The organism is Brevibacillus fluminis, from assembly GCF_003710825.1.
Lineage (GTDB): Bacteria > Bacillota > Bacilli > Brevibacillales > Brevibacillaceae > Brevibacillus_D > Brevibacillus_D fluminis.
Genome location: NZ_RHHQ01000012.1, coordinates 512,066 through 528,040, shown reverse-complemented (window position 1 = coordinate 528,040; position 15,975 = coordinate 512,066). Strand labels below are relative to the sequence as shown.

Sequence of the window (15,975 nt, the reverse complement as noted above, 5' to 3'; positions counted from 1 at the left end):
AAGAAAGGAATTACGCGATGCAACAGATAAGTTCCAATCCAACCTTTCAATTGCTGCTTCAGACAACGGAGCAAACCGTTCAGGAATTGGGCTGCAAAAAGACGACTCTGCAGGAAATCATCAACCGCACCGGCCTGTCCAAAGGGGCCATTTACCATTACGTCAAAAGCAAAAACGAGCTATTCGGACTTGTATTGCAGCACCGTTCGGAACAGCTGAATACAGCGTTCGACGAAGCGGTCGAACAAGCGTCGGGGCCAGACCTCGCCTCTCCGCTCAAAGTGCTGATCGACAATATGGGCCGCTTTCTCCTTGACGAGCAAGAAGTGAACAACAAGATCTTTTTTTACCTGATCAGCCAGCAGGAGAACCCCGAGGTGAAGCAAATTTTGAGCGAGCTTCACGAAAGGTCGATCGCGATGTCCGTCCGCTGGATACAGATCGGACAACAGCACGGTGCCATCCCACCCGAGCTTGATGCGGATAAAACAGCAAAGCTGCTGCGTATCTATATCAACGGATTGCGGATGGATCGGCTAGTCGCAGCATCCCCGGAAAAACCGGATATGCAAGCGCTCTTCACCATGTTCTATGACACGCTGAAACAGTAGTAAACCTGGCTTCGCCATGTTTTTGGCGGAGCTGCGGTTGCACTTATACTGGATAAGAATTTATAAATTCTTATCTGTATTAGAAAAGCCTGGGCATCCAATGCCACAGGCTTTTCCTGCTATCGACGCTAGCTTTTGAATTCCACGGTGTACAAATCGTGCCGTCTGTCCTGGATCAACGGCACAGACCCGCTGACGCGTACGTCCTCGATCAGCTTCAGGTCAATTTCCCCCACGATGATCATATCTTGATGCTCAATACCTTCTGCGACCACCCCACCGATCGGGAAGTGGGTATCACATGGTGAAAATACACCTGCCCATGCCGTACTGTTTTCCATGTTTACCACATTGCTCATTTCGCCAAGCGTGCCCGTTTCTACTACATAGAGCTGATTTTCGATGGCTCTCGCCTGCGCGCAGCGGCGGACGCGGTACATCCCCTGCTTTTGCTCGGTACTCGACGGGCAAAAGATGATCGTCGCCCCCTGCTGCATGACTTGTCGCGACAGCTCAGGGAACTCAATGTCATAGCACGTAAGGATCGCGACTTTGGTGTATTCGGTTTCGAACACTTTCAATTCTTTGCCTGCCGAAAGCTGCCACGGGTGCTTCTCGCACGGGGTCAAATGAATTTTGTCCTGGAAAGCGTGCGTGCCATCCGGGTAGAACAAATACGCACGGTTGACGTACTCGCCTTGCTCGTTTTTCGTCACATGCGATCCGCCGATGATATGCATACCATGCTTTTTGCTCAAGCCGCTAAACAGGTCCACATACAGCTCTGTATAGCTGTCGAGCTCCCGGATCGCCTCGTACGGCTCCTTTTTCGCAATCGACAAGAGCTGTGCACTGCTCAGTTCAGGGAACAGTAAAAATTGCGGTTGATGCAGGGCAGCCAGCTCCACGTATTGCGTTACCTGCTCCACAAATTGCGACGGAGTTTCAATATTTTTGAATGCATATTGGACAGCTGCTACCTTCACTTTCATCATTACTTCCTCCTCACGGTTATTGGCCGCGAACCTCTTTCCACACGCGGTCCATCTCTTTCAATTTTGGTCCCAAATCTGCGAACCACTCGGCTTTTTTCAAGCTATCATCCGAGGGATACGACGCAGGGTTGTTTTTCTCCGCATCGCTCATCAGCTTGACGGCTTCCTTGTTCGGATTGCTGTACGGATACACATCGGTCAAACGCTTGCTGACATCAGGGCGCAAAATATAGTTGATGAAGACCTCTGCCGTGTATTTGTTTTTGGCCCCGGTCGGGATCGCCAAATTGTCCATCCACAGTGTCCCGCCCTCTTGCGGCATGATGTAGTTTATGTTTTTGTTGGTCTTCATCGCCTTGGCCGCTTCGCCGGAGTATACGGCTGCGATCCAGGCGTCCCCGACCGCGAGCACGTCAGACGGCGTGCTGTTGTAGGCCAGAACATTCGGCGCCAGGGCGATGAGGTCGTTTTTCGCCGCTTCCAAGTCAGCGGGCTCCGTCGAGTTCATACTCTTCCCGTTCTTTTGTAAAGCGACGAGCAACGCTTCGCGGCCCACTTCCGAAATGATTACATGTCCTTTGTACTTGGGATTCCACAAATCTTTCCAAGCTGTCGGATTATCCGTCTTGGTTTTGTCATAAGCGAGCCCGATGCTGCCGTAATACATCGGCACTGAGTATTTGTTGCCTGGATCAAAGGAACGCTCGTGAAACACATCGGCGATGTTGGCAAAATTCGGGATGTTTTTCATATCCAGCTCTTGCAGCATGTTTTGCTTTGCCATCCGTTCGACGATGTAATCGGTCGGTACGACCAGATCATAATCGACGGCCCCGCTTTTCAGCTTGGTCAACATCTCCCCATTGGACGTGTACTTGTCATAAACGACTTTGACGCCCGTTTCATTCGTGAAATCGTCCAACACCTCTTGCGGAAAATATTCGCCCCACGCGAACAGCTTCAGCTCTTTCGCCAGCTCCTGCTTAGGTGCTTCTGCAGATGGTTGCGCGCTCTGCCCCGTATTTGTAGCTGCCGGAGCGGCATTGTTCGGCTGCGCGGCATTACCGCAGCCCGCTGTCACCAATAGTGAAGATAAAAGCAGTCCCCATAGCGCCTGTTTTTTTCCCAATGAAAACACCCCTATCTGTTTTTTTATGAGTCAACCCTACCCTGCAAGCTTCCGTTAGAGCGCTTGTTTGCCTGCGGAGAACCGGGTAAACACGAGGATGAAAAAAATGACCAAAACCGTTAACACGATGGAGACGGCTGCACCCAGCTGCCAGTTCATGTTGATCATGAAATCGTCGCGGATGACATTGCCGATCATCATCGTTTTGGCGCCACCGAGCAGATCGGGAACGACGAAGATGCCGAGCGCCGGAATAAACGTCAGCAGGCAGCCCGCCAAGATCCCCGGCATGGTCAGTGGCACGGTGACACGGAAGAAAGCTGTCACCGGCTTGGCCCCGAGATCCTCTGCCGCTTCCAGGTAGGTGTGCTCCAGTTTTTCAATCGAGGTGAACAGCGGAAGCACCATGAATGGCAGAAAGCCATAGATCAAGCCGATGATTACCGCAAACGGGGTGTAGATCATTTTGATCGGCTCTGCAATCACCCCGAGCATCTGGAGAAACGAATTGATCACGCCGTCGTTTTTCAGCAAGATCGTCCACGAGTACGTGCGGATCAGCAAATTGGTCCAAAACGGAATGATCACAAGAAAGAGCAGCGCATTTTTCCACTTTTTCGTATGGGCCAAATAATAGGCGAACGGGTAGCCGACGATGAGACAGGAAACGGTCACCAAAAACGCCCAAAAAACCGAACGGGCAAAAATTTTAAAATATAGTGAATCGAGAGCCTCGGCGTACGAATCGGTGCTGAATTGGTACACGATGCCGCCATAGCCGTCGTTGGTCGTAAAGCTGATGAAGGCGATCAGGACGATCGGGATCACCATAAACAGGATCAGCCACAAGAGGCTCGGCGTCAGCATGAGCAAGGCCAGTTTTTTCGTGCGGTTCATTCGTTCCCCTCCTCACTTGGCTTTGGCGGAGCCGCGCCATTTTTCCGCCACGAATACAATCAGGACCGTAAGCAGGATCAGCACGGTGGACAAGGCGTTAACCTCCGGCGTGACGCCTGTTTTTACCATGGAGTAAATGAGGATCGGCAGCGTATTGATACCCGGGCCTGTCGTAAAAAACGTCATGACGAACTCGTCGAGCGAAATCGTAAACGTCAGCAAGGCGCCGGCGAAAATGCTCGGAGCGATCAACGGCAGCGTCACGCGCCAAAACGTCACCCAGTTGTTGGCGCCGAGGTCCATCGCCGCTTCTTCCAACGTCTTGTCGAACCCTTGCAGCCGGGCAAGTACGATCAGCGTGACAAAGGAGATGGTCATGACCACATGCCCAACCGTGATCGTCCCGATGCCCAACGTGATTTTGGCCCAGGCGAACATGGCCAAGAGCGCGACTGCGACGATGATCGGCGGGATCACGATCGGAATGTAAAACAGTGTGTCGATGATCTTTTTCCCCGGTATCTTGTGCCGGTGCAGCACGAGCGCCGCCATGGTGCCGACGATTGAGGAGAAAACCGTGGTCAAACATGCGATCAGGATGCTGTTTTGCGCCGCGTCAAAAATGGCGCCATTGCCGAACATTTTGTGATACCAGCGGAGCGTGAACCCTTGCCAAACCGTGATGATTTCGGAATCATTGAAAGAATAGACAATGAGAACGGCAATCGGAATGTACAAAAACATGTACACCAAAATCGAGTACACCTGCAAAATCTTCCTCGTCTTCGCGCGCATCAGGACGTAACCGCCTCCTCTTGCAGCGCAACCGCATCAGCTGTCCGCCAGCGAATGTACAGTTCATCTCCTTCGACAGCCGGGAGCAGCTGATCGGTTTTCTCCAAAGAAAGCAGCTCCTGCCCATCCGGCAGCTTCACGACGGTCTTCACATGAATACCGGTATAAATCCGCTCCTGCAGTCGCACGCGATGCTGAGTCAAATTCGGGTCATCCTCCCTTGCAAGCGAAAGGTTCGTTTTTTCCGGGCGCACAGCGATCGTCACCCCGTTTTCCGTCAGCATGTTGCTCTCACCGATGAAATCAGCTACAAAGCTGGTAGCGGGCCGATCATAAATCTCGGCGGGACTACCGATCTGCTCGATTCGCCCTTTATTCATAACGGCGATACGATTGGACATCGTCAACGCTTCTTCCTGGTCATGCGTCACGAAAATAAACGTGATGCCGAGCTGCTGCTGCAAATGCTTCAGCTCCACCTGCATCTGTTTACGCAGCTTCTGGTCCAATGCACCAAGCGGCTCGTCGAGCAAAAGCACCTTGGGGTTGTTAATGATCGCGCGCGCGATGGCGATGCGCTGCTTTTGGCCGCCGCTCAGCTGATCGGGCTTGCGGCTTGCGAACGATTCGAGCTGAACCAGCTTCAATGCGTCCCGGACACTGCTGTCGATCTGCGCCTTCGGTACTTTTTTAACACGTAGGCCAAATGCGACGTTCTCATAAATGCTCAGATGCGGAAACAGCGCATAGTTTTGGAAAACCGTATTGACGTTTCGGGCATAGGCAGGCTTGTCTTGAACGGATTCACCATCCAGCCATATTTCGCCTGAGCTTTCCTTTTCAAAGCCGGCAATCATACGCAAGGTCGTCGTCTTTCCGCAGCCGCTTGGACCGAGCAGCGTAATGAACTCGCCGCTCGCAATCGCAAGCGAGAGATCATGGACCACCGTCGTTTGGTCGTAGCGCTTGACGATGTTGCGCAGCTCAACCATGGTCTTCGTAGCCATTCGGCTCCCCCCTGTTCAATTAGTCGATGGTGTGAACAATGCCAGACAGATTCGGTAATGGGCTGGTGATCGAATAAATTGCAATTATTATGCCTATTTGGCATTTACTGAATTTACGGAATATTTATAGCATCCATCTGCCTCCACCGAACCATTTTTGGTTCATTACAGGATCTCTTGCTCCATTTTTGGGTCAGCTTCGAATTTGTCGCGGTACAAATTCAGCTTGCGAACGTATGTGGTTTGGCTCATTCCCAGCGATTGAGCTGCTTTTCGCGTCGTTTTGTGGATGACAAGCGCTTGCTTCAGCCCTTGGTATTCAAACATTTCGACCTCCTCCAAAAAATTGCGCGGGAGTGTGCTGCCGACAGGGCGGTACATCTCTAGCGGCAGATGATCCGGTAAGATTTCGCCGTTGTTAGAGGTGATCGCCAGCCGCTCGAGCATGTTGAACAGCTCGCGAATGTTTCCTGGCCAGTCACAGCGGCACAAGAGCTGCTTGACCATCGGGTCGATATGCAGTGGAACGGGATGCTTTTCCTCATACTTCCGCGCGAAGGAGTCAACGAGATACGGGATGTCTTCCTTTCGTTCCCGCAGCGGTGGAATGGAGATCGGGTATACTTGCAGTCGGTAGTACAAATCTTGGCGAAACTGCTTTTGCGCGACCATTTCCTCCAAATGCTGATGCGTAGCCGCTATGATGCGCACATCTGTCTGAATCGTCTTGACGCCGCCGATCCGCCGGAACTCTTTTTCCTCGAGTACGCGCAGCAGCTTGACCTGCAGATCGAGCGACATATCGCCGACCTCGTCGAGAAAGAGCGTGCCCTTGTTGGCAAGCTCGAATACGCCCGGCTTCCCGCCTTTGCCTGCTCCGGTGAACGCCCCCGATTCATAGCCGAAAAATTCGCTTTCCATCAGCTTTTCCGGAATTGCGCCGCAGTTCACTTTGATGAACGCTTCGCCGTTTCGCCTGCTGTTTTGGTGGATGAACTTGGCGATGACCTCTTTGCCGACACCGGATTCACCGCGCAGCATGACCGGAGAGTCGACAGCTGCAACCTTGAGCGCGTTCGTCAACACTTCGCGCATCGATTGGCTGTGCGCCACCAGTCCGTCGAGGTGAATTTCGCGCTGGCGCAAATAGGTAAGCTGCTCGAAATAGCTGTGGTTGATCTGCTCGATCTGCTGCATGCTGCGCTTTAGCTGGTTCAACTCTGTAATGTCGCGGACGCAATTGATGACCAGGATGAGTTCGTTTTGCTCATTGAACATCGGCATGCCGGTGACGATCAGGTCTTTGCCAAAATGCTCCTGGATTAGCGTCACGGGGTGCTTGGTCTCGATGACTTTGAGTGAGCTGGATTCTTCGAGAAACCCTTCGCGTTTTAGATCGCTCATGTTGCGTCCGACCAAGTCAACGGCTTTTATGCTGAGCATTCGTTCATACGCTTTGTTTACTTTGACGATTACGCCTTGGTGATCGGTTATGATTATGCCGTCCGAGATTAATTCGAGCAAGTTGTCCCATTCCTTGGAAATCACCATATGGTTTTCTCTCCTCTCGTGTCGTTACGAATAAAGGTACCATTTTCCTTCGTTTCGATTCAATGTTCTGAAAAGCACTTTGGTGGAGGGGAGGGGATTTTAGCAAGAAAGCTCCACGGGCGCTGTTACAATGCCTGCTGGGGGTCGGGGTGAACGGCGCAAGCGAAAAAACGGAAACTGCGCCCCAAAGCCACACGCTGCGCGGCGGGTGTATCTCGATGAAGTAGATGTGGCGCAATAGCTTTTCCGTTTTTTCGCTTGCGCCTGGCGGGCATTGTAAAGGCGTCCGTTCCGCTTTCTTGCTAAAATCCCTTTGCTGCAGTGGCTTTGACGAATAAAAATAAAAAAGCAAATGGCCGGCAATATAAAATGGCATAAAAAAAGAAGGTGAATTTCCGCCCTTCCTTTAATGTCCTAAGTAATTGGAATCATATGTGATTTGATTTTTACAAATGTACCTCTATGTGATTTTTCTAATGCTTCTTCATTCATTATTCTAACCTTTTGGGATAATGTTGAAGAGTTATGAATGGTTATATTGTCGAAGGAAATTGGCACGTCTATAATTCTTGCTTTTCCTTCCATATGAAAATCATATTTTACTTCATTTTCTTCGAGCTCGACTTTGGATGTTAAAAATTCGAGTAGTTGTAAAACCTCACGATCATTACTTGACTTAATTATGGTAAGTACAGTTGGGTCATCCAACAGCATTTGATCTAGATTTAAGATTCCCTTTTTTAAAGAAAGACTTATGATCGAAGCAAGCAAATGATAACTCCTAGTGAATGATCATAACGGGTTACATTCCATTCATTGTTGACAAGGTAAGCAGCACATGCTTGATGAATGTTTTTTAATCTTTGAATTGTTTTTGTATGAATAATCTCTGCTAGAACATCTTCCACTACAAATTGTCCATATAACTCATCATACAGCTTCATTATTTTCTCACCTTTGATCTTCTACTTCATTTACTATATGAATTCTACTTAACAAACAAGCGTTCCTGTTGGTCTTCACATAATCCCTTCGTATCTCGCTCGCTACCTGTAGTTCTTTATAACAATTTTAAAGAACTACATGTTTATCGCATATGTGCTTAAAAATCTAATTGGAAATAAAAAAAGGTATTCAGGAGTAAAAAAACATTCCTGAATACCTCTTTTTATTCAACTGTCGAACCCGCTAGTTAAATAAATTTGCTGTCTGTTTTTATTGAGTGTCTTCGTCGCTTTTGTACTCCAAAATATCACCCGGCTGACAATTCAAAGTCTTACATATCGCTTCTAATGTTGAAAAACGAACCGCTTTTGCTTTCCCATTTTTCAGAATGGAAAGATTCGCCATCGTAATTCCAACCCTTTCCGAAAGTTCTGTTACGCTCATTTTCCTTTTTGCCAACATCACATCAACATTGATGATAATCGCCATAATATTAACCTCAGATCGTTAAATCATTTTCTGATTTTATATTAATAGCTTCTTGTAAAAGTCTTTGGAGAACAGCAGCAAAAACGGCGATTACCATAGAGGCGAAAATAATGGCCAATCCGATTGGTATGAAACTTGGAGGGTCAATTCTCTGCGCCATGAGATAGTAGAGTGGCATACCTAGCAGGTATAAGGTACTGATTGTGAAGGCACAGTATTTTATATTCTTTAAAGCCTTTACGGATAATTCCGAGAACGCTTGGTTCTTATGAATATAGCTTAAAAGTTTAAAAGCTTGATACAGAGCAAAGTAAAAAGGTATCGCTGCCGCGTACATATCGATTAAAACGAGAGATTTCATATAAGCGATATCTGGATACAATTCCCCAGCAAAGTTCCCGATCTTAGGCACTAAAAATATGCACAAAGCAAGAATTGGGATTCCAATAAGAATAACAGCCATCTTTAAAAAGAGTGTTGTTCCCCGTTTCATAAAGATCACCTCACTAATTTAATTACAAAATGACTTTACCACGCGATTTATTGTTTTACAATAAATTAATATTGTTTTTTGTTATGTTTTTATTGTTAACGGAATATTCTTTTTATGTTAAGCAAAAAAATAAAAAGCATTTCTCATTACAAAGAAATGCTCTTCCTTTAAAATCTTAAATTTATAACTTGTTCAACAAAGCTGCCCTTTAGCTGAACGATATTCACTATACAGTTGGTTACATTTTGATCCAATCGACGATTTTTTGATCCAGCTTTTTAACGACCGCAACAAGTAATTTCACCGTATTCTCGACATCATCATGATGAAGAATGGAAGCGTGGCTGTGTATATAACGCGCCGGAATCGCAATCACAATCGACGGAACTCCTTTACCGATCAGATGGGCGGCGCCAGCATCTGTCCCTGCACCAGGCGCTGCTCCGTACTGATACGGGATTCCTTCTTCTTCCGCAGTATCAAACATCAAGTCCCGCAATTTCGTATTCGGTACCAACGATTTATCATACAGCGCAATCACGGGTCCCCCTCCGCATTTAATCTCTGGTACATACGGTGAATCAGCAAGCCCCGGGGTATCTAATGCCATGCCTGTCTCTAAGGCAATAAACACATCCGGTCCAACCATTGTTACACTGGTCCCTGACCCGCGAAGGCCCACTTCCTCTTGCACGGTGGCGCCTGCGAAAACAATGTTTGGATGATCGACAGCTTGCAGGCTTTTTACCAGTTCAATCGCTGTCAGACAACCTCCGCGATTGTCAAAAGCCTTGCCCATATACATCTTATCGTTGGCCATTACCGTAAAGGGACAAATGGGGACGATCGGATCGCCTGGCCGAATGCCCAATTCTTTGGCATGTTCTGCACTCGTCGCGCCAATATCGATATACATTTCCATGATTTCGACCACTTTTGCCTTGTCACTGGCAGATGAAACATGTGGCGGCTTTGAACCGATAACGCCGATAATCTCACCTTTGCGCGTTTTGATTGTCACACGCTGTGCCAAAAGCACATGTGGCGACCAGCCTCCAAGCGTTTGGAAGAGAATAAACCCAGTTTTGGTCACACGAGTTACCATAAAACCTACCTCATCCATATGACCCATGAGCATGATTTTCGGTCCATCGGCCTTCCCCGTTTTTCGACCGACAATGCTTCCCAGGTTATCGGTGGATAACTCTTCTGTGTAAGGCTCTAAATAGGTGCGCATCAGTTCCCGTACTTCCTGTTCTTGTCCAGGCACCCCTGATGCCTCTGACAGTTCCTTTAAAATCTGTACCCACTCGTTCAACTCGTTCTCCTCCTTTGTTTAGCTGTTTTGCTGCAAATATTGCGTTAGATCTGTTAAAAAGGCAGGATCCTGAATCCGCTTTAACAAAAACGTGTTCAAATTTTGTGCAAGTTGCGTAAACTCATCTTTTGTTAGCTGATTCGTAAAAACGGCCATCTCCACTTTGTTGCCATCTTTATCAGTTGCATAAAACGACATTGTAATTACTTTTGCTGTACTTCCACCTTTTGCGCCAATGTGGGTAAATGGACTATCAGGCTCCTGCGGTTTCTCAATGATCGCATCCAGTTCCTTCTGAACCTTGTTAGGAAGGTAACTTCTACTGTTGATTTTATTCATCAAAGTAGCGTACTCCTTAGTTGTTGCTTTGGGAAGACGTGCCACAATCAAGTCGTCAAGCTCCGTATCGTACCACTGAAATAGATCTGCTTTTACCTGTGCTTTATAACTGCCGTCTTTATCCTTTTGTAATCTTTTGAATACTTTGTTTGCTTCGGAAATGAAATTGTTCTGCGACATAGTACTGATCTGTGTTTTGACAAGATCGATCCTCGTTTCTAGTGGTAATTGCGGGTCCAGAGATGACATTAGGGAGTAGGGTACCACGACAATGGATGCAAAGGCAGGGAAAAACTTCTGATGCGTGGTAAAGTTCAAATCGTCCAGGTTATCGTTGACGTTATCAATACCGAGAAGCATCAACAAATACTCTGAATTGGCATTGGAGCTATACTTGATCATTCCTTTTGCTACTTCCTGCAAGCTGACTTTGCCATTTTGAACGACTTGACGCGCTTGGATATCCTTTAACCACGCCTCATGGGCACCACCATCAGTCCCTGGCACGTAGAACAGCGCCAAATCATCCAACGACACTTTTTTCGAAGAATTGATCTTTCCTTGGGCCGCCTGCTTGGCGAACTCAAGCGCAATGATCAATTTTGAGGTACTGGCAAGGGTCATAGCTCGGTTGGAGTGATAATCGATAACCTTATTCCCATTGCGAATCAAATACATGGAAGATCTGTCAGGATTCTCTTTTAAGAAATTGGCAATCGGATCATCCTCAACCGGCGAGGCGCCCAGCGCTTCTGTTGCGTAAGCGCTTCCATACTGGAACGTAAAAATAAAGGCCAACACCGCAATCCAAAATCCCTTCCTCATTCTTCATTCCTCCTGTCTAATATAGAAAGTTTATCTACTCCACATCCTCCTTGCGTTTCTTCTGCTTATGTACTGAGGAGGAAGAGTGATTCTTTCTTTCCATATACTAACATTTATAAGTTACAGCGAATGCCAGCCACTACTTTGCAAACCTTGTACAGAATCGGCTCCAACATAAGGCTTGGCAAGAAGCTGGGGCGCTCGATCGGGAATATCATGATAGAGAGTTACTCAAATCCTTGATGGTTCCGCATGATGCAAAAAACTTGATTTTTGGAACTGTTTACTTGTTGAACTAGCAAAACCAGTCGCTGCATTCAGCAATTTTGACTACCCTTCTCAGGGGTAAAAAAAAGGAGCCTTATTCACAGAAATTGTGAAAGGGCTCTTTTGTTTTTTGATATAGATAGTCGTGCTCCCAGGAGCAACAACAGCTGTAATGATGCCGTTTATTACAGTAGCAACGCTCTTGTCACTCGTCAACCACTCCGCTTTTTCGGTCACATCCGCTTTGCTCCCGCCCTTCTTTTGTTTTTGCACCAAAAACCGAACCCGTTCCATGTAAGATGGGCTTTTTTAGTTCGTTATTTTTTCCTGATCATCTACCGTAACAGTAGGCAACAGATTAATAAACGCGCGCAGCGCACTGCTGATGAAGGTGTCTTTTCGGGTAATCAGGTCAGTTTTCATGTAGCGATATGTCTCTTCAATTGGGTGGGCGCGGAGCGTTCCTTCTGCTGCATGGCGGTCGACGACGGCGCGTGGCAAAAGTGAGATGCCGAGGCCTGCCGATACGGTGCCGATGATGGCTTCCAGTGTGCCGAGCTCCATGACGACGGGTCTTTTGAAGCCGCTTGCCGCGATCCAGCGCTCCAATACGTCCCGGTAGGAGCAGCCAAGGCCGTAGACGAGGATCGGTTTTGTCACCGCTTCCTCGATTCCGGTGACGGACGGGGCAGAGACGATGACTAGCTCTTCATTGAAAACAGTGATGGAATCGAGCTGGGGATGGTCGCATTTCATCCCGATGAAGGCGCAATCGAGCTCATATTGCAGCACTTTTTCGATCAAAAGCTGTGTATGGCCCGTCGCGAGCGACAGATGCACCTGCTCATATTGGCGGTGATAGGCAGCGAGCAACGGAGGCAGGCGAACCGCCGCGGCTGTCTGAGTGGAGCCGATGGCAAGAGGGCCGTTCGGTTCGTTTGTCGAGGCGAGTGCCCGGGTCGCCTCATCGAGCAGGCCGACGATTTTGTCCGCGTACCCGAGCAGCGTTTTGCCGCTTGCTGAAAGCGTCATCCCCCGGTTGTGCCGCAAAAACAAGGCCGTGCCCAGCTCTGTTTCCAGCTGCTGGATACGTGCCGTCACGTTGGATTGCACATAGCCGAGCCGGACCGCTGCCTTCGTGATCGAGCCTTCCCGCGCCACCATTTGAAAAACCCGCAAATCCGCGCTTTCCATGTTTCTGTTCCTCCCCTTCACTCAATCCGATTGGCAATCATATTTTCTGATACCGAATATCTTTAGCAATCATTATACAGAAAACCAAACCTCTTCTACAATAGGATCATCAACAACGAAAATGGAGGTTGTCTCGATGAAGCAGTTCAAATACGTCAGTCTGCTCCTGATCACGACACTATTGATGGGCATCGCCTTTCCTGTCGGCAAAATCGGCTTCGAATATGCACCGCCATTCTTTTTAATGGGTATCCGTTTTGTGATTGCCGGCGGCTTGCTCGCCCTGCTCGTCAGAAGCAAACCGCAGCCTCGGCCCCGCGGGACGTCCCAATGGTGGCAGGCAGCCGTCATCGGTCTTTTCCAATCGGCAGGTGTGATGGGCTGCGGGTATTACAGCATGCGCTGGATCACCTCGGGTGAATCGTCCATCATGCTCAACTTGAATCCGCTGTTCGTCATCATTCTCGGGACGCTGTTCACCGGCGCCGTCTATCGCGTGCGCCAATGGTTGGGCGTAGTCGTCGGCTTCCTCGGCGTCGCCTTCTGCCTCAACTTTCAGCTCGGGTTTCAGCCGGGCACTCTGCTCAGCATGGCGGGCGCCATCTTTTTCGCCATCGCCACATTACTGATCAAACGCTGGGGCAGCGCCTTCCAGATGACAACACTCGCGGCCTATCAGATGATATTCGGAGGAATCGCACTTTTGCTTCTCAGCGCATTGACGGAGCATCCTTACTTCCGCATCACGACGATGTCGGTCGCCATCCTGCTCTGGCTTGTAGTGATGTGCTCCATCGTGCAGTTTTCCCTCTGGTACTATCTGCTGAAAAACGGCGACCCCGCCAAAACGAGCGCTTATTTGTTTTTGGTCCCGCTGTTCGGGGTGCTTTCCAGCTGGCTGCTCTTGCATGAGACGATTGAATGGTATGTCATCGTCGGTGGCGCTTTTATTTGCGCAGGGATTTTTCTCGTCAACTGGCAAGGGACTGCGCGCGCAAAGGTGCAAGTGGCACCTGTCAGGGCAGTGGAAAAATCGATCTGAAGCCACAAAAAACCCCCACGCTCCTCTCAAGGATGTCGCGGGGGTTTCGTTTCCATTACACTTCTTGTCCGGTCGTTTGCGCAGCCATTTCAGCGCTGCTTACCGTTCCTTTGCTGTGCATCAGGAGCAAGTTGAGCAGCACAGCGGTTACGGAGCCGGTGACGATGCCGTTGGTGCAAAGCATTTTCATTGTTTCTGGCAAATGGTCGAACATTTGCGGAACCGCCGAAGAGCCCAAGCCAACGGCGATGCTGCAAGCCGCGATCAAAAGGTTCTCATTTTGGCGCAGGTCGACGTGTGAAAGAATCGTGATACCGGATGCAACGACCATCCCAAACATTGCGACCATCGCGCCTCCTAATACCGGGTTCGGGATGACCGTAGTCAGCGCCGCCAATTTCGGCAAAAGTCCGAGTAGAATCATGATGAAGCCGGCACCAAACATCACGTCGCGGCTTTTCACGCCTGTGAGTGAAACCAGGCCGACGTTTTGGGAAAAGCTAGTATACGGGAACGCGTTGAACAAACCGCCCAATACGATCGCCAGACCTTCAGCACGCAGGCCACCGACGATGTCCTGCTCTTTCAGCTCCTTGCCGGTCACTTTGCTCAAGGCAAAATACGTACCGGTGGATTCGACCATCCCGATGATGCAAACGATGATCATGGTCACAATAGCAGCGATGTTGAATTGCGGAGCGCCGAAATAAAAAGGTTGGACAATACTGATCGCAGAAGCGCTCGATACCGCCCCGAAATTCACCATGCCCAGGAAATACGCAACTGTTGTTCCGACCGCAAGACCAATCAGGACGGAAATTGCACGCACAAAACCGCTGAAGAAACGATTGACGATCAAAATGATAGCAAGAGTCAGCAAAGCGAGCAAAAGATTGCGCGGTTGTCCGAAATCAGGGCTTCCTTGGCCGCCAGCGACGTTGTTCATCGCGACGGGAATCAGCGACAGACCGATGATCGTAACGACTGAGCCGATTACGACAGTCGGGAAGAAGCGCAGCAATTTACCGAATAACGGTGCAGCTAACGCGACGAATATCCCCGCGACGATGATGGCGCCATAAGCGGTAGGAATATTGGTGGTCGATGCGATCGCGATGATCGGCCCGACAGCCGTAAACGTACAGCCGAGAACAACCGGCAGCTTGATACCGATATAACGGGTACCCAAAACTTGAATCAGCGTAGCCAATCCGCAAGTGAACAAGTCTGCGGCAATGAGATACGCCATCTGCGCCTGTGTCAGCTTCAAGGCACCACCGATGATCAGCGGCACGACAACTGCGCCGGCATACATGGCGAGCACGTGCTGAAAACCCAATGTGAAAATCTTTTGTTTGCTTAGCATGTGGTTGCCGTCTCCTCGATAAAGTGGATTTCTTCCGGTGACATGGACTCGATACGCGCCAGCGATTCAATTCGCACGCCTTTTTGCTCCAAAAGTCCGCGTCCTTCCTGGAAGCTCTTTTCAATCACTGCTCCAACACCAACCAGTTTGGCCCCGGCTTGTCCGATGATGTCCACCAGCCCGATCAGCGCTGCGCCTGTCGCCAGGAAGTCATCGACGATCAGCACGGTATCATCCGCGGTCAAGTATTTTTTCGAAACGCTCACTTGATACGTTTCCTTGCGTGTAAACGACTCGACGGGAACCGAATAAACGTCCTCGGTCAGCGTGACCGCCTTTTTCTTTTTCGCATAAACGAATGGCACGCCCAGCGCCAGTGCAGTCGCCATGGCAAACTGAATGCCGCTCGCCTCGATCGTCAGCACCTTGGTGATCGGCTCCCCTGCGAAACGCTCGGCGAACGCTTTGCCGATTTCCATCGTGAGCAGCGGATCTACCTGATGGTTAAGAAAAGAATCAACCTTCAGAACGTGGCTGGAGAGAACATCTCCGTCTTTGCGAATACGGTCTTGTAACAGTTTCATGTGGCAGCTCCCTTTTTTCATTTTTGTTGCAAAAATAGGAATTAGAAAACCTGGCTTCGCGTTGCGAGAGCCTCAAATAAAAAAAGCCCAAGAGTGACAGTTTCCTTGACGAAAATTACGTGTAGTCA

General features: G+C 49.1%; 18 protein-coding genes. 2 read left to right on the top strand and 16 right to left on the bottom strand.

The window, feature by feature from the left end; genetic code table 11:
• The first annotated feature begins 17 nt into the window (after positions 1 to 17).
• Positions 18 to 611, top strand: a complete 594-nt coding sequence (locus EDM56_RS16620) for a TetR/AcrR family transcriptional regulator (RefSeq protein WP_122918991.1) — start codon at positions 18 to 20, stop codon at positions 609 to 611.
• 128 nt (positions 612 to 739) lie between these two features.
• On the opposite strand, the gene EDM56_RS16615 is transcribed toward EDM56_RS16620, so the two are convergent.
• The 14 genes from EDM56_RS16615 to EDM56_RS16555 form a co-directional block, all read right to left on the bottom strand.
• Complete coding sequence (locus EDM56_RS16615; protein ID WP_246009413.1) at positions 740 to 1,606, bottom strand: carbon-nitrogen hydrolase family protein; 867 nt, start codon at positions 1,604 to 1,606, stop codon at positions 740 to 742.
• 16 nt (positions 1,607 to 1,622) lie between these two features.
• Positions 1,623 to 2,735 (bottom strand): ABC transporter substrate-binding protein, encoded by a 1,113-nt coding sequence (locus EDM56_RS16610; protein ID WP_122918989.1) that lies wholly within the window; start codon positions 2,733 to 2,735, stop codon positions 1,623 to 1,625.
• 54 nt (positions 2,736 to 2,789) lie between these two features.
• Entirely contained in the window at positions 2,790 to 3,632 is an 843-nt protein-coding gene (locus EDM56_RS16605; RefSeq protein WP_122918988.1) for an ABC transporter permease, read from the bottom strand.
• 12 nt (positions 3,633 to 3,644) lie between these two features.
• Positions 3,645 to 4,427, bottom strand: a complete 783-nt coding sequence (locus tag EDM56_RS16600; protein ID WP_122918987.1) for an ABC transporter permease — start codon at positions 4,425 to 4,427, stop codon at positions 3,645 to 3,647.
• A complete protein-coding gene (locus EDM56_RS16595; RefSeq protein WP_221175984.1) occupies positions 4,427 to 5,434 on the bottom strand; it encodes an ABC transporter ATP-binding protein in 1,008 nt (335 codons plus the stop codon). The genes EDM56_RS16600 and EDM56_RS16595 overlap by 1 nt, the downstream gene beginning before the upstream one ends.
• A gap of 165 nt (positions 5,435 to 5,599) precedes the next feature.
• Positions 5,600 to 6,985 (bottom strand): sigma-54 interaction domain-containing protein, encoded by a 1,386-nt coding sequence (locus EDM56_RS16590; protein WP_122918986.1) that lies wholly within the window; start codon positions 6,983 to 6,985, stop codon positions 5,600 to 5,602.
• Between the two features lie 414 nt (positions 6,986 to 7,399).
• Positions 7,400 to 7,756 carry a hypothetical protein gene (locus tag EDM56_RS16585; protein ID WP_122918985.1) on the bottom strand — a complete coding sequence of 119 codons (357 nt, stop codon included), beginning with the start codon at positions 7,754 to 7,756 and terminating at the stop codon, positions 7,400 to 7,402.
• Complete coding sequence (locus EDM56_RS31190) at positions 7,738 to 7,929, bottom strand: hypothetical protein (protein WP_148040393.1); 192 nt, start codon at positions 7,927 to 7,929, stop codon at positions 7,738 to 7,740. Before EDM56_RS31190 ends, EDM56_RS16585 begins: the two co-directional genes overlap by 19 nt.
• 271 nt (positions 7,930 to 8,200) lie before the next feature.
• Positions 8,201 to 8,419: a helix-turn-helix domain-containing protein gene (locus EDM56_RS16580; RefSeq protein ID WP_122918984.1), complete on the bottom strand. Its 219-nt coding sequence runs from the start codon at positions 8,417 to 8,419 to the stop codon at positions 8,201 to 8,203.
• Positions 8,420 to 8,429: 10 nt separating this feature from the next.
• Entirely contained in the window at positions 8,430 to 8,912 is a 483-nt protein-coding gene (locus tag EDM56_RS16575; protein ID WP_122918983.1) for a DUF2975 domain-containing protein, read from the bottom strand.
• Positions 8,913 to 9,150: 238 nt separating this feature from the next.
• A complete protein-coding gene (locus EDM56_RS16570; RefSeq protein WP_122918982.1) occupies positions 9,151 to 10,230 on the bottom strand; it encodes a M42 family metallopeptidase in 1,080 nt (359 codons plus the stop codon).
• 18 nt (positions 10,231 to 10,248) lie between these two features.
• Positions 10,249 to 11,394: a serine hydrolase gene (locus EDM56_RS16565; protein WP_122918981.1), complete on the bottom strand. Its 1,146-nt coding sequence runs from the start codon at positions 11,392 to 11,394 to the stop codon at positions 10,249 to 10,251.
• Positions 11,395 to 11,733: 339 nt separating this feature from the next.
• Positions 11,734 to 11,955, bottom strand: a complete 222-nt coding sequence (locus EDM56_RS32255) for an Ig-like domain-containing protein (protein ID WP_122918980.1) — start codon at positions 11,953 to 11,955, stop codon at positions 11,734 to 11,736.
• A 15-nt stretch (positions 11,956 to 11,970) separates the two neighbouring features.
• Positions 11,971 to 12,855, bottom strand: coding sequence for a LysR family transcriptional regulator (locus tag EDM56_RS16555; RefSeq protein ID WP_122918979.1), 885 nt, complete (start codon positions 12,853 to 12,855; stop codon positions 11,971 to 11,973).
• Between the two features lie 136 nt (positions 12,856 to 12,991).
• Between EDM56_RS16555 and EDM56_RS16550 the strand changes: the two genes are divergently transcribed.
• Positions 12,992 to 13,897: a DMT family transporter gene (locus EDM56_RS16550; protein WP_122918978.1), complete on the top strand. Its 906-nt coding sequence runs from the start codon at positions 12,992 to 12,994 to the stop codon at positions 13,895 to 13,897.
• Positions 13,898 to 13,952: 55 nt separating this feature from the next.
• Here the strand turns inward: EDM56_RS16550 and EDM56_RS16545 are convergent, their stop codons facing one another.
• Together EDM56_RS16545 and EDM56_RS16540 are read right to left on the bottom strand one after the other, a co-directional pair.
• Positions 13,953 to 15,263, bottom strand: a complete 1,311-nt coding sequence (locus tag EDM56_RS16545; protein ID WP_122918977.1) for a nucleobase:cation symporter-2 family protein — start codon at positions 15,261 to 15,263, stop codon at positions 13,953 to 13,955.
• A complete protein-coding gene (locus tag EDM56_RS16540) occupies positions 15,257 to 15,847 on the bottom strand; it encodes a xanthine phosphoribosyltransferase (protein ID WP_122918976.1) in 591 nt (196 codons plus the stop codon). Before EDM56_RS16540 ends, EDM56_RS16545 begins: the two co-directional genes overlap by 7 nt.
• Positions 15,848 to 15,975: the final 128 nt, after the last annotated feature.

What these genes read in the sequence shown, in the direction of transcription:
- EDM56_RS16620 (WP_122918991.1), top strand. Translation starts at nt 18, where the DNA reads ATGCAACAGATAAGTTCCAATCCAACCTTTCAATTGCTGCTTCAGACA.
- EDM56_RS16615 (WP_246009413.1), bottom strand. Translation starts at nt 1,606, where the DNA reads ATGATGAAAGTGAAGGTAGCAGCTGTCCAATATGCATTCAAAAATATT.
- EDM56_RS16605 (WP_122918988.1), bottom strand. Translation starts at nt 3,632, where the DNA reads ATGAACCGCACGAAAAAACTGGCCTTGCTCATGCTGACGCCGAGCCTC.
- EDM56_RS16600 (WP_122918987.1), bottom strand. Translation starts at nt 4,427, where the DNA reads ATGCGCGCGAAGACGAGGAAGATTTTGCAGGTGTACTCGATTTTGGTG.
- EDM56_RS16595 (WP_221175984.1), bottom strand. Translation starts at nt 5,434, where the DNA reads ATGGCTACGAAGACCATGGTTGAGCTGCGCAACATCGTCAAGCGCTAC.
- EDM56_RS16590 (WP_122918986.1), bottom strand. Translation starts at nt 6,985, where the DNA reads ATGGTGATTTCCAAGGAATGGGACAACTTGCTCGAATTAATCTCGGAC.
- EDM56_RS31190 (WP_148040393.1), bottom strand. Translation starts at nt 7,929, where the DNA reads ATGAAGCTGTATGATGAGTTATATGGACAATTTGTAGTGGAAGATGTT.
- EDM56_RS16580 (WP_122918984.1), bottom strand. Translation starts at nt 8,419, where the DNA reads ATGGCGATTATCATCAATGTTGATGTGATGTTGGCAAAAAGGAAAATG.
- EDM56_RS16575 (WP_122918983.1), bottom strand. Translation starts at nt 8,912, where the DNA reads ATGAAACGGGGAACAACACTCTTTTTAAAGATGGCTGTTATTCTTATT.
- EDM56_RS16565 (WP_122918981.1), bottom strand. Translation starts at nt 11,394, where the DNA reads ATGAGGAAGGGATTTTGGATTGCGGTGTTGGCCTTTATTTTTACGTTC.
- EDM56_RS32255 (WP_122918980.1), bottom strand. Translation starts at nt 11,955, where the DNA reads ATGGAACGGGTTCGGTTTTTGGTGCAAAAACAAAAGAAGGGCGGGAGC.
- EDM56_RS16555 (WP_122918979.1), bottom strand. Translation starts at nt 12,855, where the DNA reads ATGGAAAGCGCGGATTTGCGGGTTTTTCAAATGGTGGCGCGGGAAGGC.
- EDM56_RS16550 (WP_122918978.1), top strand. Translation starts at nt 12,992, where the DNA reads ATGAAGCAGTTCAAATACGTCAGTCTGCTCCTGATCACGACACTATTG.
- EDM56_RS16545 (WP_122918977.1), bottom strand. Translation starts at nt 15,263, where the DNA reads ATGCTAAGCAAACAAAAGATTTTCACATTGGGTTTTCAGCACGTGCTC.
- EDM56_RS16540 (WP_122918976.1), bottom strand. Translation starts at nt 15,847, where the DNA reads ATGAAACTGTTACAAGACCGTATTCGCAAAGACGGAGATGTTCTCTCC.